The 22949-nt window shown below is 52.1% G+C and carries 19 protein-coding genes; 9 read left to right on the forward strand and 10 right to left on the reverse strand.

Annotation, left to right across the window (positions count from 1 at the left end):
- Positions 1–18 precede the first annotated feature (18 nt).
- The 6 genes from NT073_RS29765 to rpsU form a co-directional block, all read right to left on the reverse strand.
- The gene (locus NT073_RS29765; RefSeq protein ID WP_297381461.1) at positions 19–2916 is read right to left on the reverse strand and encodes a PAS domain-containing protein; all 2898 of its coding nucleotides are present in this window, start codon (positions 2914–2916) and stop codon (positions 19–21) included.
- The gene (locus NT073_RS29770) at positions 2913–3152 is read right to left on the reverse strand and encodes a hypothetical protein (RefSeq protein ID WP_297381463.1); all 240 of its coding nucleotides are present in this window, start codon (positions 3150–3152) and stop codon (positions 2913–2915) included. Before NT073_RS29770 ends, NT073_RS29765 begins: the two co-directional genes overlap by 4 nt.
- A gap of 68 nt (positions 3153–3220) precedes the next feature.
- On the reverse strand, positions 3221–3646 hold the full coding sequence (locus NT073_RS29775) for a response regulator (protein WP_297381466.1): 426 nt from the start codon (positions 3644–3646) through the stop codon (positions 3221–3223).
- A 5-nt stretch (positions 3647–3651) separates the two neighbouring features.
- Positions 3652–5892: an ATP-binding protein gene (locus tag NT073_RS29780; RefSeq protein WP_297381468.1), complete on the reverse strand. Its 2241-nt coding sequence runs from the start codon at positions 5890–5892 to the stop codon at positions 3652–3654.
- Positions 5893–6234: 342 nt separating this feature from the next.
- A complete protein-coding gene (locus NT073_RS29785; protein ID WP_297382150.1) occupies positions 6235–7131 on the reverse strand; it encodes a tyrosine-type recombinase/integrase in 897 nt (298 codons plus the stop codon).
- Between the two features lie 352 nt (positions 7132–7483).
- Positions 7484–7681 carry a 30S ribosomal protein S21 gene (gene rpsU, locus NT073_RS29790; RefSeq protein ID WP_012924721.1) on the reverse strand — a complete coding sequence of 66 codons (198 nt, stop codon included), beginning with the start codon at positions 7679–7681 and terminating at the stop codon, positions 7484–7486.
- 57 nt (positions 7682–7738) lie between these two features.
- Between rpsU and NT073_RS29795 the strand changes: the two genes are divergently transcribed.
- Positions 7739–8659, forward strand: coding sequence for a phosphatase (locus NT073_RS29795; protein WP_297381470.1), 921 nt, complete (start codon positions 7739–7741; stop codon positions 8657–8659).
- 58 nt (positions 8660–8717) lie between these two features.
- Here the strand turns inward: NT073_RS29795 and NT073_RS29800 are convergent, their stop codons facing one another.
- Positions 8718–10139: a SusD/RagB family nutrient-binding outer membrane lipoprotein gene (locus tag NT073_RS29800; protein WP_297381473.1), complete on the reverse strand. Its 1422-nt coding sequence runs from the start codon at positions 10137–10139 to the stop codon at positions 8718–8720.
- A gap of 24 nt (positions 10140–10163) precedes the next feature.
- Complete coding sequence (locus tag NT073_RS29805) at positions 10164–13283, reverse strand: SusC/RagA family TonB-linked outer membrane protein (protein WP_297381475.1); 3120 nt, start codon at positions 13281–13283, stop codon at positions 10164–10166.
- 292 nt (positions 13284–13575) lie between these two features.
- Between NT073_RS29805 and NT073_RS29810 the strand changes: the two genes are divergently transcribed.
- The 5 genes from NT073_RS29810 (at position 13576) to NT073_RS29830 (ending at position 16882) form a co-directional block, all read left to right on the forward strand.
- A complete protein-coding gene (locus tag NT073_RS29810) occupies positions 13576–14580 on the forward strand; it encodes a bile acid:sodium symporter family protein (protein ID WP_297381477.1) in 1005 nt (334 codons plus the stop codon).
- A gap of 95 nt (positions 14581–14675) precedes the next feature.
- On the forward strand, positions 14676–15119 hold the full coding sequence (locus tag NT073_RS29815; protein WP_297381479.1) for a MarR family transcriptional regulator: 444 nt from the start codon (positions 14676–14678) through the stop codon (positions 15117–15119).
- 66 nt (positions 15120–15185) lie between these two features.
- Entirely contained in the window at positions 15186–15650 is a 465-nt protein-coding gene (locus NT073_RS29820) for a DinB family protein (RefSeq protein ID WP_297381481.1), read from the forward strand.
- 32 nt (positions 15651–15682) lie between these two features.
- Positions 15683–16213 (forward strand): DUF4442 domain-containing protein, encoded by a 531-nt coding sequence (locus tag NT073_RS29825; RefSeq protein WP_297381484.1) that lies wholly within the window; start codon positions 15683–15685, stop codon positions 16211–16213.
- A gap of 6 nt (positions 16214–16219) precedes the next feature.
- Positions 16220–16882, forward strand: coding sequence for a phospholipase (locus NT073_RS29830; RefSeq protein ID WP_297381485.1), 663 nt, complete (start codon positions 16220–16222; stop codon positions 16880–16882).
- A 286-nt stretch (positions 16883–17168) separates the two neighbouring features.
- Here the strand turns inward: NT073_RS29830 and NT073_RS29835 are convergent, their stop codons facing one another.
- Both NT073_RS29835 and NT073_RS29840 read right to left on the reverse strand, forming a co-directional pair.
- Positions 17169–17987 carry an SDR family oxidoreductase gene (locus NT073_RS29835; protein ID WP_297381487.1) on the reverse strand — a complete coding sequence of 273 codons (819 nt, stop codon included), beginning with the start codon at positions 17985–17987 and terminating at the stop codon, positions 17169–17171.
- A gap of 59 nt (positions 17988–18046) precedes the next feature.
- Entirely contained in the window at positions 18047–18799 is a 753-nt protein-coding gene (locus NT073_RS29840) for an SDR family NAD(P)-dependent oxidoreductase (RefSeq protein ID WP_297381489.1), read from the reverse strand.
- 219 nt (positions 18800–19018) lie between these two features.
- Between NT073_RS29840 and NT073_RS29845 the strand changes: the two genes are divergently transcribed.
- The 3 genes from NT073_RS29845 to NT073_RS29855 all read left to right on the forward strand — a co-directional run bounded on the left by NT073_RS29845 (position 19019) and on the right by NT073_RS29855 (position 22924).
- The gene (locus NT073_RS29845) at positions 19019–20182 is read left to right on the forward strand and encodes a 3-dehydroquinate synthase (RefSeq protein WP_297381492.1); all 1164 of its coding nucleotides are present in this window, start codon (positions 19019–19021) and stop codon (positions 20180–20182) included.
- Positions 20183–20243: 61 nt separating this feature from the next.
- Positions 20244–21479, forward strand: coding sequence for a metabolite traffic protein EboE (gene eboE / locus NT073_RS29850; protein WP_297381496.1), 1236 nt, complete (start codon positions 20244–20246; stop codon positions 21477–21479).
- 56 nt (positions 21480–21535) lie between these two features.
- Positions 21536–22924 (forward strand): nucleotide pyrophosphatase/phosphodiesterase family protein, encoded by a 1389-nt coding sequence (locus tag NT073_RS29855; RefSeq protein ID WP_297381498.1) that lies wholly within the window; start codon positions 21536–21538, stop codon positions 22922–22924.
- Positions 22925–22949 lie beyond the last annotated feature (25 nt).

Consider the following 22949-nt stretch of genomic DNA (forward strand, 5'->3'; position numbering starts at 1 on the left):
CTAATACCTGGTTAATCTTCAGCGAGATGAGTGATTTTGGAGCACAGGCAGGTAAACCGTGAAGGTAGCCCCTTCTCCGGGGCGGCTGGTAGCTGTCAGGGTGCCCTGATGATTTTCGACTACCTTCTGACAGATTGCCAGGCCGATTCCGGTACCTTCATACACCCCCCTACCATGCAATCGCTGAAAGACCTCAAAAATGCGGTCCAGGTACTTTTCGTCGAACCCAATACCATTGTCGTTTATATCGATCCGGTAATACTGCGGGCCATTCCCGTTCTTTTCGCCAACGATCCTTGTCAGCCTGAGCGTGGCGGGTAAATCCCTTCTTTTCACCGGCTGACCAGTAATCTGCACCTTTGGCGAGCTACCGGGCAACCGGTACTTAATGGCATTTGATAGCAGGTTCTGGAACAGCTGACGCAGTTGCCCTTTATCGCCATGAACTACCGGCAACTCGTCCAGTTCGATGGCCGCGTTCGATTCCTGTATAGGTATGGTCAGGTCATCGAGGATTTGGGTCACTAAATCGGTCAGTGGCACAGGGCCGGTCTCAACCAGTTGGGTTGACAGCCGTGAATACGTCAGCAAATGCCGAATTAGTTCAGACATCCGCTGGGCCGATCCCTGCATTCGGTTAATCATATCCAGCCCAGTCAAATCAAGCACATGTCCATAACTGCTGGTCAGTACATCGCCAAAAGACCGAATTTTCCGCAACGGTTCCTGCAGGTCGTGGCTGGCAACATAAGCAAATTTCTGGAGGTTCTCATTACTCCGGCGCAGTTCATAGTTCGTTAGTTCCAGCGCCTGCTGCTGCTGTTTAAGGTCGGTAACATCCAGGAAAGTAAACAGTACCTGATTACCGTGACGAATCAGGGATGACTGAAACCAGCCCTGGATAACATCGCTAAAATAAGGTAACAGCCATTCTTTACGCTGCCCGGTCTCGGCCACTTCTACCAATTCGGCAAACAGTTCATTAGCCGATTCGCTGGAAAAGAGCGACTTCACCCGATGACCGATCAGTTCCGCATTCGAACGGCCGGTAAGTTGTCTTTGCTTTTCATTAACCAGTACAAGCGTAAAATCGATGATCTTTCCCGGCTTCCCATCCGTTGTCTCTTCCCGTATGGGTTCATACAGAACAATGCCCGTTGGTTGAGCGTCGATAACGAGTTTCATCAGGTCGGCCTGCTGTCGTTGAACGAGCTGCGCCTGATGGGCTTCCGTTACATCCATGTACGTCATCAGCACCTTATCCGTCGAACGACCATCGCCTATGCGTATAAACTGCGCGTCGAACCATCCGCCGGCAGTCTCCCGGTAATAGGTAAAAACCATACGCTGTGTGCGGCCCGTTTCAATGGTTTCGCGAAGGGCCATCTCCAGTTCTGTACCTCGAAAACGGGGAAATAGCGTTAGCAAATCCTGTCCGATCAGGGCTTCGGCCGGGTAGCCTGTTACGTAGGTGTTCATGAGGTTTGTCATGCGGTATCGAAAATCGATCACCTTACGTTCGGGCGTATTGTCGCGAACGGCTTCCCAGAGAACCAAACCCGCCGGGGTATTATCGCTGATTGACTTCAGCAGTTGCGCCTGATCCTGAAGCTGCTGTTCGGCCCGTTTCTGGAGGCTTTTATCCTGAATGGTCAGGATAACACCATCTTCGCGTTTCACGGCCGATATATCGCACCAGTCAGTCCTTTTCCCGTAATTAAACTCAGTTTCTGTGCGAAACGGCTGGCCGGTGATAACGACTTCAGCATAGTGATCGAGCAGATGCCGGAATTGGGGGAACAGTTCCAGCATCGTGCGGCCAAGCAGTTGATTGTCGGCACGACCAATTCTCTTCCGATGGGTGTCATTCTGCAATACGTACCGAAAGTCAACAATTCGACCGGTTGGATCACGTATAGCCTCCAGGACAATAATTGAATTCTGCGAACCGTTGAGCACCGAGTTGAGTAACTCAGCCTGGCGGTGATGCCCCAGTTGTGCCCGTTTCATGCCAGTAACTTCGGTCATCGCCAGAATCAGCTGTTCGTCCTGAGGGGCCATCGACACCCGGTACCAGCCAGCATGTCTGCCCAGCGTAAACGGTAGCTCAAACTCCTGAACGATGCCTCCTTCAACGCCCGTTATACAGCGGCTAAGCAAACCCGACGCATTGGCGTCCAGGAAAACATCTGTCAGTTTTTTCCCAACTACCTTTATCGCCGACTGTCCCAGAATTTCCTCCAGCAGGGAATTAATCAGGCTAATCCGAAAATCGGGCGGGCGGTTATCCGGATCTTCTTCGGAGCGGATAACATCCAGTACGGCAATTCCCACCGGCACACCTTCCAGCACCCGCTTCAACAACTGAGCCTGTTGCCGGATTGCCTCTTTAGGTTTTCTTATATCAGTACTGTCAACATACGTAACCATAACCCCCTTGGGTACGCGAACGATTTTTACGTCCCGCCAGAGATCGTATTCGGGATAGTAATTCTCTTTCTCAACGGGTAGCCCGGTTTTGTAGACTTTTACGTAATCGTTAAAAAGACCATTGATTTTCGTAGCCGGGTAGATCTCCCACAAAGTATGCCCCAGGAGTTCTTCGCGTTTGTACCCTCCCAGGCGTACACCCGCATCGTTGATCACGGCAAACTGGAAATCGACAACTTCACCCTGTTCGTCGTGTATAGCCTCGAAGACCGTAATACCGTTTACAGATGCATTGAAGGCCTGTTGCAGCACGCTGCTCAATCGGCTGGCTTCTGCATCGGCTTTGCTTTGCGTAATGTCATGGTAGGACACCACAACACTGTTCTCTTCCAGCCGCACGGCCGATATATCGTACCAGACAGGTAATGACTCCCCTGGCTGTTCAAACTTAAATTCAAAACGAGACGGTTGCCCTGTCTCGATCACCTGCCGGTATTGATGCTCCAGATTCGTTTCTGCCCACTGCGGATGCAGGTGGTACCAATTGCGTCTGCATACGGGCGGTTCAGGTTAGATTCGGCAACTGCGTTCGACAACATCAACTGCAAGCCTGTCAGCCTTCCGGCATCATCACGAACGCCTTTGTAGACCAGAACACCATTCTGTGATGCCTGCAAAACGCTTTGCACCAAAGCCGGGGAAGAGTGGTTTGTGACCGACATAACTTTTCAGACTAGCTGTTATAAATGTTGGATAGACTATCGATAGATATATCCATCTATCAGGCCGGTTAAGGTATATACTGACTCTGGGTTAACCAGAAGTCGATTGCCCGGCGCATCATTTCGCTCACCTGATGATAGCTCTCGGGCTTTATTAAATAAGCATTGGCTCCCAGGTCGTATGCCCGACGCATATCTTTAGGGTTATCGGAGGTGCTGTACACGACTAACGGCAGGTAACAGGTGCGGCTGGTAGCCCGAACCTGCTGAATAACCTCAAAGCCATTATGCCCCGGCAATTTAAGGTCTATCAGTACTAAATGAGGCAAAGGCGTACTTTGCCCCTGATAATTTCCCTGCTGAAGTAAGTAATCAATCGCTTCACTACCACTGCTTAAGATTAAAAAACCAGGCGGGTGCTCCATGCGGCTGATAAGTCGCCTGAAGATATCAGCTTCGTCGGGGTTGTCTTCAATGTAAAGAATATCAAGCATAAAAGTCAGGAAATGCGTCTGGGAAAAGATACATAAAAGGTTGTTGTCTGGTAAGGAACACTCTCAAACCAGACCTTGCCCTGGTGACGGCTCAGGATACGTTTAACGATGGCCAGTCCTACGCCATAGCCTTCGTAGCTTGCCGCCGAGTCGAGTCGCTGAAAAAGTTCAAATACTTTGCCCGCCTGTTTCATGTCAATGCCAATCCCATTATCCGTTACGGCGTAAATGACTTCCTGGTTGCTTTGCATACCTCTCACCGATATACGGGCCTCGGGCACCGGGCGGGTGTATTTGATGGCGTTGGAAAGGAGGTTACTGAACACCTGATTCACCATGGTCTGGTCGCCCTCCAGATCGGGTGTTTCGCCGATCTGGAGGGTAATGGTACGAGCGGTTTCGCCCATCAGCAGCTCTTCGCGCAGTTGTTGGAGCATCTCGCTTATCGGCAACAATCGCCGGGTCAATCCCGAGCTGCCTACCTGCGAATACTGCAGAATGTTGCGAATGAGCATACTCATCCGGTCACTGGCTTTCGTAATCCTGTCGAAGATGCCTCTGGCGGTCTCATCCATCTGATGGCCGTAATCTTCCTGGTAAATCTCAGTGTATCGCTTGATCGACGACAGGGGTGACCGCAAATCATGCGAAACCGTGTAGCTGAAGGCTTCCAGTTCTTCATTGGCCAGCCGCAACTGTTCGTTCAGCGAACGAATCTGGTTGGCTTTACCCGCTACGATCTGCAAAAGATCTTCGCGGAGTTTCAGGGCCAGCGCTACCTCCACCTGTTGCCAGGGCAGGGATTTATTCCGGACGGTCTGGGTCCATTTATCAAAGCTTTTACGCGGACTAAGTCGCACATCACCGGTGTTCGTTCGCTCGACCGGCTTATCGGGATTCCCCCCCCAGGAAACCTGCTGTATCTGCTCGGGCTTAAACCAAAGCAGGTACTCATTCATCTGCCGCGACAGAACGACCATTAAAACCCCGGCGGCTTTGTCACGAAACCCTTCTGCCGGTGCATATAGATTAGGCAGTTGGTTGGTCTGGAATACACTTTCGGAGGTTGTATTCTTGAGCCAGTCGATCAGGGTTAGTATGTCGTCCGGTGCCGGGGTATCGCCCAGCAGATGCAGTTCTTCTTCGAATAGCAGAGCCGCGCCGGTGGCTTCATTCAGATCCAGGGCGGTAATGGGATGTTTGGTTAGCCCCTGTACAACATCCCAATCGGCCGTCATCTGTTGATGGAGAGCCTGTTCATTGTCGTGCAGCCGTCCCGAAACCTCAGCGTCTTCATCGTCTTTACGGATTTCCAGTACCGTCGATAGTAGTTGGCTCACGAGTTTAATTGACTGCCGGGCGGGGTAGTCGATGAACCGGGGACCACTGTAATGGTGACAGGCAATAAGGCCCCATAACTCAGAACGGTAGAGTAAGGAAATGCTCATACTCGCTCCAACGCCCATATTCGACAGATACTCGATGTGTACTGGTGAAACGGCGCGTAAGTTCGCATGTGTCAGGTCGAGCGGACGGTCATACTGCGCAACATTGACCGGCAAGATGGGTACCCGGGGCTCGTTAACATCGGCAACACCCCGAACCAGGTTAATTTTATAAAGCTCCCGCGCCTGCCGGGGAATGTCGGAAGCCGGATAGTGCAGCCCCAGAAACGGCACAAGATGTTCCTCGCGCGCTTCAGCAACTACCTCACCGTGCCAGTCCTCGCCGAATCGATAGATCATTACCCGGTCAAAACCCGTAATCTGTTTTATCTGCTGAGCCGTCTTTTCCAGCAGTTGAGCGAGGGTCTTACTCCGCTGGATATCGCTCATAGCCTGCGCAAGCAGCGTGTGCAGGGGTTTCGACAAGCCGCCATAAAGCTGGCTCGTCGGCTCCAGTTCTACAATCAGGGCTCCGTCGTGGCGGTGAACGATAGCCAGCCAATCGCGTCCGTGAAGTTTGAGGGGGTACGGATTAAAGGCCTCCGGTGTCCCGCTGCGCATAGCGATTACGAGCATGTCGTGAAGCAGACTGCCCGACAGATCGCCTAGCTGAAGGTTCACTAAAGGCTGACCAATAAGACTGTTTACAGGTTGCCCAGCCAGTCCTTCTATGTTTTCGCTAACCTGCCAAATGGTGAACGCAACTGGATCAATGGCTATCAAAAAACCATATGACTGAATAAAGCCAGGCCATTGGATAGGCTCCTTTTCACAGTTGGTCAGATCAGGTGTTACTTTCATAGTATACAGTTTGGGCGCTAGCGCTACAGGTCGGCATAGACGTTTCCAGTAATACCGGTGGTTAGTGCTAACAAACGTTTATTTAGCTCACACCTCAGTAATTACCTAAACAACACCACGCAAAATTACTCATATCAAAGCAGATTATTAAATGTATATACCTAAGTTCATAAACTTCTTACAGAGAACTGTAAATGATTATATCTTTTTGTCAACAACAAATTACCCAAACATACAGAACGTATAATCTTTGATTAGGAATATGAAGCGGCACAGCCCTGGACCCAGGAAGTTGTTTGAGTGAATCGCTTTGGCCACAAAGCGATTCACTCAAACAACTTCCTATTTTTTCGCCTTTGGATGGGCCTGATCGTATGTTTTCTTTAGCTGGTCGAGGCTGGTGTGGGTATAAATCTGAGTAGCCGCCAGGCTGCTGTGTCCGAGCAGATCTTTAATGGCGTTCAGATCGGCCCCCCGGTTGAGCAGATGGGTAGCAAAGGTATGCCGTAGCACGTGCGGGCTCTTGGTGCCAAGGGTAGTGACCAGTGTTAAATGGCGTTTTACGATGCGCTGGATGAGTACCGGATACGCAGCCACACCCTTGTCGCTGACGATTAAGTGAACAGCATCGGCCTGGCCCGAGAACTCTTTTTCTTTGAGGAGACTGTATTGCTGAATCAGCTCGAACAGCGGCTGGTTTAAGGGTACAATACGGTGTTTGTTCCGCTTGCCGAGTACGATAATGGTTTTCTCGTAAAGATTAACATCGGTGGTTTTCAGGCCAGTCAGTTCGCTCAGACGAATGCCGGTTCCGTAGAGGAGTTCCAGCACCAGTTTATCCCGGATCCCCTCAAAAGTGTCTGGGAACTCGATGTCGTCGAGCAGCATTTCCATCGGCTTTTCTTCGACATATTGCGGCAGTCGCTTGCTGGCTTTCAAGGCCTGAATCTTCGACATGGGGTCGAAGTCAATCACTTTGCGACGCAGTAGAAACCCAAAGAAATTCCGGAGCGTTGCTATTTTCCGGTTTACGGACGATTTATCCATGCCGCTCTCCACCAAACTCACAATCCAGGAGCGCACATGCCGGAAGTCGGCCCGTTCGGGTTGGTCGACGTTGCACTCGGTAAGCAGAAAGGTGCAGAATTGCTCCAGGTCATTGGCGTAGGCCGTCAGGGTATGATGGCTCAGCCGTTTTTCGTAGCGTATGTGAGCGAGGAAATCTTGACCAGGATTTATTTGATTCATTTGATTCCAATGATTTTGGCTTACCAAATTTAATCATCTTACGTTAGAACCTGGCTTTATTTACTTTGCCTGATGCTCCCGACGTTGCTGCCAAAGCAAGCCACGACAATCGACTGAATCCTGCAAACACAAGCTCTACACCTAAATCGACAGCACGAATAAGATAAATCAGGCAGATCAAAAAAATCTAGGTTAAGAATCCTGGTCAAAAAAAAGCAGCAAACATCTCTGTCTGCTGCTCTTATTCGTGTTTTATCTGGTGATTCGGCATCGTTGACTGCGCAATCAACGATTCATCCACGACCAACTTCACACCACCAGCGTAGCTGATGACCGAACAATTCTATTGCTCGGTATGGTTGCCGTACATCCGCTCTTTGTAAGCGGCTTTGATGATTTCTGTGCGACGCTTTACCGACGGTTTCTGGAAAGCCGTCCGCGACCGCAACTGCCGCAACACGCCCGTCTTCTCGAATTTCTTCTTGAAGCGTTTCAGGGCCTTGTCAATCGACTCGTTGTCTTTTACGTTAATGATAAGCATGTTCTAATTTTTCTGTTTTAGCTAAAACCGGACGGCAAAGGTAATAGTTTTGCATCTATGAAGCAAGCCATTATCGACTTAGGTACCAATACATTTCATCTTCTCATTGCCGAAAAAACCGATACCGGCTATACAACGCTGTTTCGCGAAAGTCGGCCCGCCAAGATTGGGCAGGCCGGTATCAATCAGGGCATCATCACCGAGGAAGGTATCGAACGGGCCCTGGGCGTACTCACGTATTTCCGGCAGGTGCTCGATTACCATGCTGTAGCGTTCGACCAGATCATAGCCACGGGTACCAGCGCCATTCGGGTGGCTAGAAATCAGCAGAACTTCATCGATCGGGTTCGGGACGCAACGGGCATCCCGATTCAGGTGATCTCCGGTGAGCAGGAGGCCGAATACATTTATAAAGGCGTTCGGGCCGCCGGGGCGCTGGACGAAGCCACCTCGCTGGTGATGGACATTGGCGGGGGCAGCGTCGAATTTATCCTGGGCAATCAATCGCGTATCTTCTGGAAACAGAGCTTCGAGATTGGCGGACAGCGGCTCCGCGAACGGTTTATGTCTACCGACCCTATCAACCCGGGCAGCATCCGGCGGCTTCACGATTATTTTCAGGAACAGTTAGTACCACTGGCCAATGCCATTCACCAGTACGAGCCAACGGTGCTGGTTGGCTCATCGGGGTCCTTCGACACACTGGTCGATATGTGGTGCATGCACGAACAGGGGCACCTGCCCGACCCGCAGCAGGCCGCGTTCACACTGCCCGTTGGCGAATTTTACCGGGCTTACGAGTTACTGATTACCCGTAATCACGCCGAGCGCATGAAGATTCCCGGCATGATCGAGCTGCGCGTCGACATGATCGTGGTGGCCGTCTGCCTGATCGACTTTGTCCTCAAAACCTACGGTATTTCGCAAATCCGCACATCGACCTATTCACTCAAAGAAGGGGTGCTTGCATCTCTGTAGTACCGAGCCAGTGTAATATCGAGCGACCGTCCCGGTCGCTCGATATTAGAGAATACGACTATCGTTTATCCCACCAGAGCGGTTCCGAGAGCGCTACTTCTGTGGGTACATTGATCCCATTCTTTGTTGTTTCGCCGTTCGGGTAGGCTACCCGGCGGATGTACGTTGGCAGAGCAGCATTGACCGGCAGTTTGAAGCCTTTGTATTGGTAATCGTACCGACGGGCATCATTCCAGGCTTCGGGATTCAGGTACATGGCCACGTATTTTTCCTTGAAGATGAGGTCGCGGGTGAGGGCGTCGGCACCCACGCTGACCACTGGATTTGCGACGTACGCATCCCGGGCCGCAGTGGCTACGCCGAACTTGTCCATATTGGCCCGGATACCGGCCAGATAAGCGGCATAGGCGCGGGCCTTGTCACCAACTGCCAAAGCTGCTTCAGCTTCCACGAACTTCATTTCCGCGAAGGTTACAATCAACACCGGCGACGCATCGCCGGTGAGGGGCGAATTGAGCGAGATGTACGACTCGTCTTTTGTCGTGTTGTTGCCGCCTACATTACCCTGGCCGTTTATGGTTCCTTTATAATCGTTGTTAACGGTTTTATCCGTGATCTTCTCAATTCGCGGGTCGAAAACCCCGTATGTCGTGCCGTTCAGCTGATTCACCAGCTGCGTCGACAGCCAGCCGTCGAGTACCAAAGCGGCATTATTTCGGGCCACCTGCGCCCAGGGATTCCGCAGCAGGAACGACGACATCTGGGCATCATCGGCGTTGGCCGTGTACGATTTCGCTGTCGCGTCGAGCACATCGGCAGGCTTGTAAGCACTTGTTTTAGAGACTTTGTTCAGCATCCTCGCCTTGAGGGCGTAGGCCGTTTTTGTCCAGGCAGCCGTGCTTCCTTTGTGGATCAGGTCGTTGGCAGCACTAAGTTTTACCTTCGAATCGGTTTTGGCCAGTTCCGTAATGGCTTCGTTCAGCAGATTCAGCGCCGTGGTATACAGCGTTTCGGCGGTGTCGTATTTCGGCGTCAGGGTCGTTCCGGTGAAGGCATCGGAAAAAGGCGCGCTGCCAAACGTGTCGGCGATCAGCGTGAGGTGATACGACAGCATAACATCGGCCGCCCCAACGTATTCCGACGCACCCTGTTCCTGCGCTTTCCGCTTCATGTCGTACAGATCAGCCATACCAAAATAAACGGGGTCCCAGGTTCCGGTATAGTCTGTAATCTGGTACGTATCCGTCGATCCACCAGCGCCCGGACTCGCCAGATACTGCACAAAATACGACGTAATGTTACCGACCCGCTGCGAGTTAAGGGCCGTTTTCTGGGTGGTTGTCGAGAGAAACGCACTCAGTGGCGGATTGTCGATCAGCGTCGGATTCTGATTCAATTCAAAATAATCCTTGCACCCGCCGAGGCTCCAGATAAGAAGCAGAGCCAGCAGCGAACGCATATAGTTCGGAGAGAATTTCATAGTAGCTTGAAAAGAAAGTGATACTTAAAAACCAACGTTGAGAGTAAACAGGAAGCTTCGCACGGCGGGATAAGTGAAGCCAGTGAAGCCATCTACGTTACTGCCGCTGTTGGTCGAGCTGGTTTCAGGATCATAGCCCGTGTATTTAGTCCACAGCCACAGGTTGTTGCCCGTTACCCCCAGGCGGGCATTTTTCACGAACGATTTCTTCAGCAGCGTGGTGGGCAGACTGTACGAAAACCCAACCGAGCGAAGCCGAACCCAGGAGGCATCTTCGATAAAGTTTTCCGATACGCCCCGGTGAATGTTCCGGTAAAAACCATTGCCATAATCGACGCCATCCGGTCCCTTACCCTGACCCAGCCAAACAGCTTTGGTGTTGGGCGTGCCATCGGCCAGCACACCCTCAAAGACCTTCGTATCGTTGCGGTCTTCGGTGTATTTGGCAATGCCGAAGGCCGAGAAGAAGTTGCTCAACTGGTTGTAACGATACTGTCCAACGCGGGCATCAAACAAAGCAGTCAGGGAGAAATCACCGTACCGGAGAGTGTTGGTGATCCCGCCAATCCATTTGGGCTGCGAGTTGCCCAGCAGTTTCTGCGCCGTGTTGATAACCGGAAACCCATTGGCTCCAATCACAACAGGACGGCTCCGGTCGAGTTCGACGGTTTCCTCTGTCGGGTTGGCGTAATACCGTTTGTAGCTCCGTCCGTAGAGGTTTCCATAAGCATAGCCCGGCACCAATTTCATCGTGACCGTCGAGCTGGAATAGCCGAACTGTGAGGCATAGTTGATTTCGGTAAGCCCCTCTCGAATGCTCAGGATTTTATTGCGGTTGGCCGAGAAATTGAGATTTACATCCCAGTTGAATTTGCCCGTCCGGATGGGCGTAGCGCGCAGAATCAGTTCAATACCCCGGTTACGCATGGAGCCGGAGTTGATGGCAGCATTTACGTAGCCCGTGGACGAGGTCACGTCGACGCGAATGATCTGGTCTTTACTGATGGAGTTGTAATACGTAAAGTCCAGCCCGAAGCGGTTGTTGAGAAAGTTCATTTCAAGACCACCTTCAAAAGTATCGGTGAATTCCGGGCGCAGGCTTGGGTCGCCAAGCAGTGCCCCCCGCGTGAATCCCGTTGTGCCGGAGGGCAGTTGGGTGTAGGACGAATAGCCCGTAACGGTCGAGTACGGAGCGGCATCTTTACCGATCTTGGCGTACGATGCCCGCAGCTTGCCCAGACTGATGAATTGAGGAAGTTGAAACTGCTGCGAGAACAGATAGCCAAGGCTTACCGAGGGGTAAAAGAACGAATTATTGGGGGCCATGAGCGAGGAGGTAATGTCATTCCGGCCCGTCAGCGTCAGGAACAGGTAGTCCTTATAATCCATGGTCAGCTCCCCGAAAATACCCATCAGGCGGTAGTCTTCGGCACTTTGTGTAGGAACTATCGTTTTGGCATTTCTGAGGTCGAAGTAGTTGTAGACGGTCAACTCCGTCCCCTCGGCCCCGAAACCACGAATCCGGCGGTCGTATAAATCGTGCCCCACGCGTAGGGTCGCGTTTATATCGGAACCAAACTTGGTGTTGGCGCTGGCCGCAAACGTGGAGGTAATGGCGCGAAAGTTCGTGTTATACTGGTACACAAAGCCGAGGCCATTGTCTTCATAAATTCGTTCGTTGGCAATGCCCGATGGACCGGGGGCTGTCCGTTTACGATCTTCGGAATAGGTATCCAGCCCAGCGCGGTAGTTCAGCGTCAGCCACGACAGGGGGGTGTAGGTGAAGTTTAACCCGCCTACCAGACGATTCACATTATCCCGCAGTTTGTTGGTCATGGCACCGTAGATAGGGTTACCATTTCCGTATGTCTTGTACGAACCGTCGGCATTGAGGTAATCCCGAACGTCGTAACGGGGCGACCAGTAGCTGAGGCTTTCGTTGTAGCGATCGGCGTTGTAGCGGTCGCCACCCGAGTTAATGAAATTCAGGTTGGCGCTGGTGCTGAACTTGTCGCTGAACTTCACGTTGGTGTTCAGGCGAACCGACAGTTTGTTGTAGTTGGTGAACGGAATAACGCCATCCTGCGTCACATGCCCGATGGACGACAGATAAGTAATCTTGTCGCTCCCACCCGAAAAAGACAGGTTGTTCTGGAACTGTTTGCCGGTATAAAACGCATCCCGAAAGTGATTGTACAGCTTCTGCGGGTGCGTCGGGTCGATCTTGATGGCCTCCGCTACAGTTGGCCCCCAGGAAGGAAAAAAGTCCTGCGGGTTATACACGCCCGAATAGCCGATGGTGTATTTATCCTGCACCTCGGGGTATTTGTTCACATTCTCGAACCCATATGTACCGCTGTAATTAGCCCGTAACGCACCTGCTCTACCGGACTTGGTGGTGATAACGACCACACCATTGGCACCCCGTAACCCATACAAAGCCGTAGCCGCCCCGCCCTTCAGGATGTTAATGGTTTCCACATCGTCGGGGTTAATATCAGCAGCCCGGTTCGACGCCCCCCGAAACTCGGCCCCTGAATTGGTGGTTCCGGTCGATGTGCTGTTGTCGAATAGCACACCGTCGACAACGAACAGCGGCTGGTTGTCGCGGCTGGCGTCGATGGAGTTGATACCCCGGATCAGAATCCGTGCCCCCTGCCCTGGTGCCCCGCCAGTGCTGGAAATCGTTACCCCGGCCACTTTGCCCTGTAGGGCGTTGACCAGATTGGTCTGTCGGTTCTGAACGATTTGCTCGGCATTAACACTCTGTGTAGCATATCCCAAGGCTTTTTTATCGCGGCTGATACCCAAGGCCGTCACCACCACCTCGTTAAGCATTTTATTGTCCGTCTTCAATGCCAGACTGATGCTGGTGCGGCTCCCTACGGCTACCTCCTGGCTTTCGTACCCAATGTAGCTGAATACCAGAACTGAACTTCCGGGAGTGGCCCGGATAGTATACTGTCCGTTTTCGTTGGTCAGCGTACCAACCGTTGTGCCCTTTACGGACACGTTTACGCCCGGCAGTGCGGTGCCATCTCCATCGGTGGTAACGATACCGCTTATTTCGATCTGCTGCGCTATCACAAGCGACGAGCAAAACAAAAGGAACATCACTAAACACATTCGTATCAGTTTTTCCATAGTTGAGTAAGTATTAAGATCATGTTAAAAAAGAGATAAAGGACAAAGTTATCATTTAGTTAAAATTTTGCAAACGCCATGTTAAAGCAAATTTTATTTGCCTAACATACAATTAAGTTACTTACAAGAATAGCGTCTCAGGATCAGAGAGTATAGCTGTCCACTTAGGGAAAGTGGTATCAGGTAGGTTTCGTGTACAAGCAACAGGCATGGGTAAGTTTAGCCGGGCGGTTGCTTTTTACCTCTACACCTGTTCTTTGCATCATCCTCCGTCTTACGCCTTTTTTAGAAAATGAAAGCTGAAACCAATGACCGCTCGTCATACAGCAATTTGATTTATACGGCCCTGATCATTGTGGCGGTAACTACAGCACTTATTTTTCCGGGACCCTTCACCAGCATCGGCGACTTCCCTCTGAAAAAACTGATTGTTCCCCTCCTGCAAATCATCATGCTGGGCATGGGCACCACCATGTCGATCAAGGATTTTGAAGGCGTCATCAAGCAACCCAAAGCTGTTTTCATTGGCGTCACCTGCCATTTTATGATCATGCCCCTGCTGGGTTATACGCTGGCCAACGTGTTCAAATTTCCGCCCGAAATAGCGGCCGGTGTGGTACTGATCGGTTGTTCGCCGAGTGGACTTGCCTCCAACGTCATGTGCTTCATCGCTAAAGCCAATGTGCCGCTGTCCATCACGGTAACGACCCTGTCGACGCTGCTGGCCCCCTTCCTGATGCCCGCGCTGATGACGCTGCTGGCGGGTCAGTTCATTGAAATATCCTTCTGGAAAATGATGGTTGAGATTATGGAGATCGTCATTTTACCCGTGCTGGTTGGGCTGGCGCTGAACCGGATTTTCCATAAGTCGGCCGTGATGCTCAACCGCGTTATGCCGCTTATTTCCATGGGTGGTATCGTTCTGATCGTGGCCATCATCACAGCCGCCGGACGCGATAGCCTGCTGACGGTGGGCTGGACACTGGCGCTGTGCGTGCTGATTCACAACCTGACGGGCTTTACGTTGGGCTACTGGAGTGCCCGGCTGTTCGGTCTGGACGAACAGAGTGCCCGCACCGTAGCCATTGAAGTAGGCTTACAGAATGGCGGGTTAGCCTCTGGCATTGCCGTTCAGATGGGCAAAGTGGCCACGGTGGGCCTCGCTCCTGCCCTCTTCGGCCCCATCATGAACACGACCGGTTCACTGCTGGCCACCTACTGGAGCCAGAACCCACCCAAAGATGTGGCGCTCAGCGAAACATCACCCATTCAGTCGGTGTCGTCGCAGGACGTTTAATGCATATCCCTAAAAATTAAGTCCGCAGGATGTATGCGGACTTAATTTTTAACACCTTAAGTTGTATATGCAACTTCATCTTCTATATTTACCCCATGAACCCACAACAAGCTCCTGAACCGGCTAAATCCACTGATAATTACTGCATTGCAGGGCGGTTGCGGATGCTGGCGCGGGTGGTTACGGGACATTACAACGAGGCTTTCGCGGCCGAAGGGGTCACGTTTGCCCAGGCGGGGCTGCTGATGCACATGTTCGCTCAACCGGGTATTCGGCAGGCGGAATTATCAAAACGACTACAGATCGAGAAATCGGCCATGAGCCGCGATGTTCAGCTTCTGCAAAAGAAAGGCTGGCTCACGGATAACCTGCGAAACGGCCTTTTCCTGACCGAAGATGGCAGGCTACTTGCCAAGCGATGCCATAAAATCTGGAGAGTACTCAACGAACAGGTCTATAACGAGTTGGGAACCGATGCCATCGACGGCCTGAGCGTGTTTTCTAACCACGTACTACTAAAATTTTTACCAAATCAATAACTGTACTACCGCATCGGCGGCCCTTTACGTACTTCACCCACTACACTATTTACAATTACTACACCCATGACAACACAACTCCTTACCCAGCTTTGGCAATTCAATCAGGCATCAGCTTCCGGCCCGGTTCGTAAACTAACACCCGACAACTACCGCCACCGACTAACTCCCGAAACGGCTTCGGCCGGGTTCATGGCCCTGCATACCGCCGAGGTCATGCACCGATTTGCCTACATGCTCTTTGGTCGGGAGGTAACAATTCCGCTGCAAGCCGTGGGCGGTGTTTCGGACGACGGACGAGTGCTTGACCTGGCCGTGGTTCAGCAATTTTATGACGATAGCTTCGCGATGATTGCCGACCAGATTCAACAAATGAGCGATGAGCAATGGGCCGACATTGTGCCATCGCCCTTTGGCGAGGTGTCGAAGATGCAACTGCTTACCTTTCTCATGCACCACAATTCCTACCATGCCGGGCAAATAGCTCAGGCAACCAAAAAAGGGCAGATTTTTCCCATAACAGGCTACTAATCTGGCAACAAACCGTATAGTCAGTACCTTCCATGAAACCTGCTTCTCTGCAAACTAACCGGACCGAGTCGTTTAAAACCTGGCGCTTTCGTCAGTTTATGAACTGGTACCCGATGTATTTCGGCACGGGCGGCAAAATTCTGTTCTGGTCGGGCGATTCGCGGGAGGTTCATCTGCGGCTACGCCGAAACCTGTGGACGTACAACTACGTAGGCACTATCTTCGGCGGCAGTATGTTCGCTGCCGCCGATCCCTTTTACATGCTCATGCTGTTACGCATTTTAGGAAAGTCGTATGTGGTCTGGGACAAAACGGGTAGCATCCGGTTTCGGAAACCCGGCCGCCAGACACTCTACGCCCGCTTTAACATCACCGACGAACAACTCGACACGATCAGGCGGGCGGTAGCGGAAAACGGGCAAACCGAGCAGACATTTACGCTGGACTGGGTAGACGCCGAAGGCGTTGTTCACGCCCAGATCGAGCGACTTTGCTACATTGCCGATAAGCAGCATTACGAGCAGCGGAAAAACGACCGCCAGAAATCACGATTTCACCGATAAGCCATTATGCTTCAGGAACACCACCTGCCCGTCCGGCGAACCGCCCGGTATTATACAGTAGGAAAGCTCACGGAGCAGACTAAACGCATCTGGTTCTGTTTGCACGGCTTCGGGCAGTTGGCACAGTATTTCGGTCGGAAATTCAGCGACCTGGACGACGGGCAAACATTGATTGTAGTGCCGGAAGGCCTATCCCGTATGTATCTGGATACCAGCTACCAGCGAATTGGCGCTTCGTGGATGAGCCGCGAAGACCGCGACCACGAAATCAGCGATTATGTAAGCTACCTGAACGACCTCTACGACCTCATCCTGAATGGTCATGAATCTGGCAAAGCTGGTTTACACATTACTTTTTTTGGTTTTTCGCAGGGTGCCGCTACTGCCTGCCGATGGCTGAACAACGGGCACGCTCACGCCGACCGGCTCATTCTGTGGGCAGGCTACTTCCCGCAGGGTTTAGCCGATATGATCGATTCGGCAAAATTCAGCCATACCGACATGCACTACGTATACGGGCGGCAGGACGAATACATTCGGGAACTAGCCGATGTAAATGGATACATCAACCGGCTCAAAGCCGATGCTCCCACGCTTCAGATCACGGCTTTTGACGGTACGCACCGGGTGGAACCGGCCGTGTTGATGGCGCTTGTCTTGCCCGAATAGGTGACGCCTACACCAAGCCAACTAACATCTTACCAACTGTCAAGGCCATATACATTTTCCGATGGATACTCAGCCGTTTCTATAAGGTAATCCCGAATGAAGGTTTGCTGAGCAGGATCAATTACCCGATGCAGAAAATTGTCGATGGCGATAAAGTCTATTCGTTCAGAGGATTGGCTAATTATACGGTGGCATGTGTAAGACTCCCCCTAAACAACCAAATCCGGGAAGCAAAGTCAGCTGCTGCTTGACTCTCCTCCCCGGATTTTCATAAACGGCTGACGGTTTACTCGCTCAGGCCAAACCGCTGGTTGATCATCGCAAAGAAATCTTCATTGCTCATGCTCTTCCAGGCCCCGTACGTGGCCTGTGCATCCTGCCCGGCTACGTAGCGAATCTGGTCGGTATTGTCGGTAGCGGCCTGGTAGATCACCTCGGCGATCTGTTCAGCGGTTGAGTAATTGGACGAGTTCTTACCAAATGCCGCGAATACCTTCTCCAGACTGGCGTCGTACACACTGGGCCCATCTACGGTCCGTTTCAGCGAACGGGTGGCAAAATCAGTAATGACTCCGCCCGGTGCCACAATCTTGACCCGAATGCCAAACGGACGCAGTTCATAATTCAGCGATTCGGACAGACCATCCAAACCGAACTTGGTGGCGTGGTAGATGGAGTTGAACGGCAGGCCAACCAGTCCGCCAATTGAGGTCACGTTGATAATGGTACCACCGCCCGCTTCCCGGAAATTGGGCAGCAGCGCCTTGATCGTCCGCATCACCCCGAATACATTGGTGTTGAACTGGTCCATGATCTTCTCTTCAGAAGCCGTTTCCAATGGGCCAGCCAGACCATAGCCCGCATTATTCAACAATACGTCGATCTGCTGCCAGTCGGCGAGTGCCTGCTCCACCGCCTGGCTAACGCTCTCGGGCCGGGTAACATCCAGCGCATAGACTTTAATGGACGGATGCTGCACCAGTTCGGTTTCCTGTTGCGGGTTACGCATGGTGGCGGCAACGTTCCAGCCGTGGTTGGCAAACAGAATAGCCGTAGCCCGCCCAATTCCTGACGATGCGCCTGTGATAAAGATAGTCTTAGCCATGTAGTTGAATGTTTTTAAGCCTATAAGATCTTTATGACCCTATAGGTTTAAAGAAACTATTACTTCCGATGAATCGTCGTAGCAGCGGCTTGCGCCGAAGCCAGGATAGTCATATCGGCAATGGTGACGTTGGCCGGAGCCGTTACAGCGTACACAATCGTATCAGCAATATCGTCGGCGGTGAGGGGCGAAAACCCTTCGTATACTTTAGCCGCCCGTTCGGAATCGCCTTTAAAGCGCACCACCGAGAACTCCGTTTCAACGGCACCGGGCGCAATGTTCGTCACTTTAATACCATGCTGGGTGAGGTCCAGCCGCATACCCGTGCTGATGGCCTCCACGGCGGCTTTGCTGGCGCAGTACACAGCCCCATTGGCATAAGTTTGCTTGCCCGCTATTGAACTCAGGTTGACAATGTGGCCCCGCTGGCGTTCTACCATTCCCGGCGTTACGGCCTTCGACACATACAGTAACCCCTGCACATTTCCGTCGATCATCAGATCCCAGTCGGCAACATCGCCATCCTGAATGGGCGACATCCCAAAGGCGTTTCCGGCATTGTTCACCAGAATATCAATGGCCTTCCACTCATCTGGCAGGCTGCTGATGGCGTCACTGACTTCGGTCCAGTCGCGCACATCGAAACTGAGGGTAGTCACAGCCGTCTGTGCACCAAGCTGTTCTTCCAGTTCGGCCAGACGTTCCTGCCGACGACCGCAAAGGATGAGACGATATTCCAGATCGGCAAATGCTTTAGCCGTAGCACGGCCAATGCCAGAGGTTGCGCCGGTAATGAGAGCAATACGAGACATATGAAAGCTGTAAAAAGATGATTCCGCAAAGATAAACGGGTACGGATGGTTTACGGCCACAGCAGGCAATTCTGTAACCGTAAAAAGGTCAATAATTTACCAAATCAACCGAATTAACCAAACTCATGAAATCTCCTGATAAATGAATGTAAAGTGCGGGACTTTTTTAGGCAATGCTGGTGTTTTTTGGGTAATTTTGAGTTTTTACATCATAATGAGATGAGTCATTTGCAGCAGTCTTTCACGGTTAAATTCGTCTACAACGTCTTCTTTACCGGAAAACTTTTTGATAGTACCAATCCATTACTCGCCGATTTTTTTACTCAACAGGCCACCGGTGATTTAAAGAAAAAACTCTTGTTCGTCGTTGATTCAGGCGTCATCGACTCACATCCTGATTTGTCCGCAAAGATAAAATCTTATTTTTCTCACCATACCAACCTTGTCGAGCTTGTCCCTGATTTTCTGCTTATTCCGGGGGGCGAAGCAGCCAAGAATGACCCTGACCTGGTCGAAAAAATTGTAGCCGCTGTTGATACATATGGTATTGACCGCCACTCGTATGTAGCCGCTATCGGGGGCGGCTCCGTTCTCGATTTGGTGGGCTATGCAGCCGCCATCTCGCACCGGGGTATTCGCCATATCCGTATTCCAACCACCGTTCTTTCGCAGAACGATTCGGGCGTGGGGGTGAAAAATGGCGTTAACTACAAGGCCAAAAAGAATTTCCTCGGCACGTTTGTTCCACCCGTAGCGGTCTTCAACGACAGCGAATTTCTTCAAACGCTCGACGACCGCGACTGGCGGGCGGGCATTTCGGAAGCCATCAAAGTTGCGCTCATCAAAGACAGGGCATTCTTCGAGTGGATCGAGACGAACGCCGAAGCCCTGGCGGCCCGCGATATGACGGTTATGAGTTACCTCATTCACCGCTGCGCCGACATGCACCTTCAGCACATTGCCGGGGGCGACCCGTTTGAGATGGGTTCGTCTAGACCGCTGGACTTTGGTCACTGGAGCGCGCACAAGCTGGAGCAGCTTACTAACTTCGAGCTACGCCATGGCGAAGCCGTTGCCATTGGCATTGCCCTCGACAGCCTGTATTCGCAGCAACTCGGCTGGCTCACCGAAGTCGACACCAACCGTATTCTGGCTACGCTCCGTACCCTGGGCTTCTCCCTCTATCAGCCCATGCTCGATGCCGATAACAGCGCGGGCGTCCTGAAAGGGCTGTCGGAGTTCCGGGAGCACCTGGGGGGACAACTGACCATCATGCTGCTAAAAGGTCTCGGTTATGGCGTTGAAGTGCATGAGATGGATGCCGACCGAATTCGGCAGGCGATTGCCACCCTGCGCGAGCACGAATTATCAACCACAGTTTAGTCTTATCGTTAACCGGGGCGGCCTGTTCTAAAAACGGGCCGCTTTCTGTTACTACTGTTTTATGAAAACGCTTCTCGGACACCTGGGTTACTGTACCAATATTCATGCGGGCGAAACCTGGACAGACCACTTTGCTGCCCTGCAACAAGCCATACCGGCGCTGAAACAGCGGCTTTCGCCCGATGCGCCCTTTGGCATTGGATTACGGCTGTCTAACGCAGCCAGTGAAGAGCTGGAAATTCCCGAAAATCTAATCGCCTTTCAGCACTGGCTGGCCGAAAACGAGTGTTACGTTTTCACCATGAACGGCTTCCCCTTCGGTGGCTTTCACGATACCGCCGTTAAAGATCAGGTGCATACGCCCGACTGGACTACCGAAGCAAGGGTCGAGTACACCAAACGGCTGTTCCGGATTTTATCGGTGCTGCTGCCGGTCGATGAGCTGGGCAACGGCATACAGGGGGGCGTATCTACCTCACCCCTCTCCTACCGGCACTGGTTTGAATGGGATCAACCGGCGGCCCGTGATTATATCTACTCTCAGACGACTCAGAATGTCCTCGAAGTAGTAGCAGACCTGATTCGGTTACGCCGACAGACCGACCGGCTCATGCACCTCGACCTGGAGCCCGAACCGGACGGCGTTATCGAAACATCCGACGAGTTTATCAGCTGGTTTACGGATTATCTGCTCCCCATGGGCATCGACCAGTTCAGCACCGAATTTGGACTGACCGACGAAGAAGCCGAAGCCACCATTTGCGAACACGTTCGGTTATGCTACGACGTGTGCCATTTTGCAGTAGGCTACGAACGGGCCGCTGATGTGCTGGACAAACTCAGAAGTTATGGTCTGCGCGTCGGTAAAATTCAGATCAGTGCCGCTTTAAAAGCTGAATTTCCGGCTGATCCGGCGGGACGGCAAGCGGTTCGGCAGGCGTTTGAGCAATTTAATGAACCTACGTACCTGCATCAGGTGGTAGCCCGAACAACATCCGGCACCTTGCTCCGCTACCCGGACTTACCCGAAGCGCTGGCCGCGCTGGACGACACTCATGCCGAATGGCGGGCACATTTCCACGTTCCGCTGTTCGTATCGGACTATGGCGTGTTGCAGTCTACGCAGGATGACATTCGGGAGGTACTTCAGTTACAGGCCGAACGACGCTTTACCAACCAGATGGAAGTAGAAACCTACACCTGGGGGGTGCTGCCGGACGAATTGAAAAAAGAGCTGATTGATTCGATTGAACGAGAAATGAAGTGGGTGTCTAAATCAATGGATAATGAAGAATGATGAGCTAGTAGTACCATTATCCACTCTTCATTATCCACTATTCATTATTCATCATTATGAAAAAGACCGTAGTACTCGACGTTGTTGGCCTGTCGTATTCGCTCATTGGCGAGCACACGCCTTTTCTGAAACAGTGGTTTGCCGGTAAACACCAGGCCACTATAGATCCCATGCTGCCCGCCCTAACGACGTCGGCGCAGTCAACCTACGTTACCGGCAAATGGCCCAGCGAAACGGGTATTGTTGGCAATGGCTGGTACGACCGTACCGATTCGGAAGTAAAATTCTGGAAACAGTCCAACAAGCTCGTGGCGGGCGAAAAGATTTGGGAGCGGGCCAAGAAAATTGACCCCAGCTTTACTGTCTCCAAAATGTTCTGGTGGTACAACATGTACTCCTCCGCCGACTACTCGGCTACGCCCCGGCCGCAGTATCCGTCAGACGGCATGAAGCTTCCTGACTGCTATACCCATCCCGGTGACCTCCGCGACCGGCTCCAGCAAGAACTCGGTACTTTTCCGCTGTTTCAGTTCTGGGGACCGGCCACTACCATCAAAAGCAGCCGCTGGATTGCCGATGCGTCCATGCTGGTGGACAAATGGCACAACCCAACCCTGACGCTGATTTACCTGCCTCACCTGGATTACTGCCTTCAGAAGTTTGGACAGGATTTCTCGAAAATAGGCAACGACCTCCGCGAAATCGACGATGTTTGCCGCGACCTGATTCAGTATTACGAAAAGCAGGGTGCCGAGATCATCGTGCTGTCGGAATACGGTATTACGAACGTAAGCAAGCCCATTCACATCAACCGGATTCTGCGCGAAGCCGGTATGATTCGTTACCGCGAAGAGCGTGGACTGGAGATGTTCGACGCCGGAGCATCTCCCGCCTTTGCCACCCCCGATCACCAGATTGCCCACGTGTACATCAACGACCCGAGCGTCTTTGAGCAAGTGCGGACACTGCTGGAGCAAACGCCGGGCATTGAGCTGGTTTTGGACAAAGACCAACAGAAAGATTACCACATTGACCACGAACGCTCCGGCGATCTCGTCGTCGTGGCCGATGCCGATAGCTGGTTTACCTACTATTACTGGCTCGACGATGCCCGCGCCCCGGACTATGCCCGCCTAGTGGCTATTCACCAGAAACCCGGTTACGACCCCGCGGAGATGTTTATGGACCAGACTAATCCGCTTATTAAACTCAAGGCTGGGTATAAGCTGGGCCGTAAACTGCTTGGCTTCCGATACCTGATGAACGTTATTTCGCTGGATGCTACCCTCGTGAAAGGATCGCACGGACGGATCGATACCCCCCGCGAATACCACCCGGTTTACGTAAGTAGCCAGAACGTGGGCGAATCCATGACCGCCACGGACGTTTACGACCGGATATGGGACACGATAGCCACCGAAATCACCGAAAAACAGACACGGTAAGTTATTGGTTATTTGGACGAAAGGA

The organism is Spirosoma sp. (assembly GCF_026391055.1).
GTDB lineage: Bacteria > Bacteroidota > Bacteroidia > Cytophagales > Spirosomataceae > Spirosoma.

Coding starts and splice junctions, on each gene's coding strand:
- NT073_RS29770 (WP_297381463.1), bottom strand. CDS start 3,152: ATGTCGGTCACAAACCACTCTTCCCCGGCTTTGGTGCAAAGCGTTTTG.
- NT073_RS29775 (WP_297381466.1), bottom strand. CDS start 3,646: ATGCTTGATATTCTTTACATTGAAGACAACCCCGACGAAGCTGATATC.
- NT073_RS29780 (WP_297381468.1), bottom strand. CDS start 5,892: ATGAAAGTAACACCTGATCTGACCAACTGTGAAAAGGAGCCTATCCAA.
- rpsU (WP_012924721.1), bottom strand. CDS start 7,681: ATGCTTATCATTAACGTAAAAGACAACGAGTCGATTGACAAGGCCCTG.
- NT073_RS29795 (WP_297381470.1), top strand. CDS start 7,739: ATGAAGCAAGCCATTATCGACTTAGGTACCAATACATTTCATCTTCTC.
- NT073_RS29800 (WP_297381473.1), bottom strand. CDS start 10,139: ATGAAATTCTCTCCGAACTATATGCGTTCGCTGCTGGCTCTGCTTCTT.
- NT073_RS29805 (WP_297381475.1), bottom strand. CDS start 13,283: ATGGAAAAACTGATACGAATGTGTTTAGTGATGTTCCTTTTGTTTTGC.
- NT073_RS29810 (WP_297381477.1), top strand. CDS start 13,576: ATGAAAGCTGAAACCAATGACCGCTCGTCATACAGCAATTTGATTTAT.
- NT073_RS29815 (WP_297381479.1), top strand. CDS start 14,676: ATGAACCCACAACAAGCTCCTGAACCGGCTAAATCCACTGATAATTAC.
- NT073_RS29820 (WP_297381481.1), top strand. CDS start 15,186: ATGACAACACAACTCCTTACCCAGCTTTGGCAATTCAATCAGGCATCA.
- NT073_RS29825 (WP_297381484.1), top strand. CDS start 15,683: ATGAAACCTGCTTCTCTGCAAACTAACCGGACCGAGTCGTTTAAAACC.
- NT073_RS29830 (WP_297381485.1), top strand. CDS start 16,220: ATGCTTCAGGAACACCACCTGCCCGTCCGGCGAACCGCCCGGTATTAT.
- NT073_RS29835 (WP_297381487.1), bottom strand. CDS start 17,987: ATGGCTAAGACTATCTTTATCACAGGCGCATCGTCAGGAATTGGGCGG.
- NT073_RS29840 (WP_297381489.1), bottom strand. CDS start 18,799: ATGTCTCGTATTGCTCTCATTACCGGCGCAACCTCTGGCATTGGCCGT.
- NT073_RS29845 (WP_297381492.1), top strand. CDS start 19,019: ATGAGTCATTTGCAGCAGTCTTTCACGGTTAAATTCGTCTACAACGTC.
- eboE (WP_297381496.1), top strand. CDS start 20,244: ATGAAAACGCTTCTCGGACACCTGGGTTACTGTACCAATATTCATGCG.
- NT073_RS29855 (WP_297381498.1), top strand. CDS start 21,536: ATGAAAAAGACCGTAGTACTCGACGTTGTTGGCCTGTCGTATTCGCTC.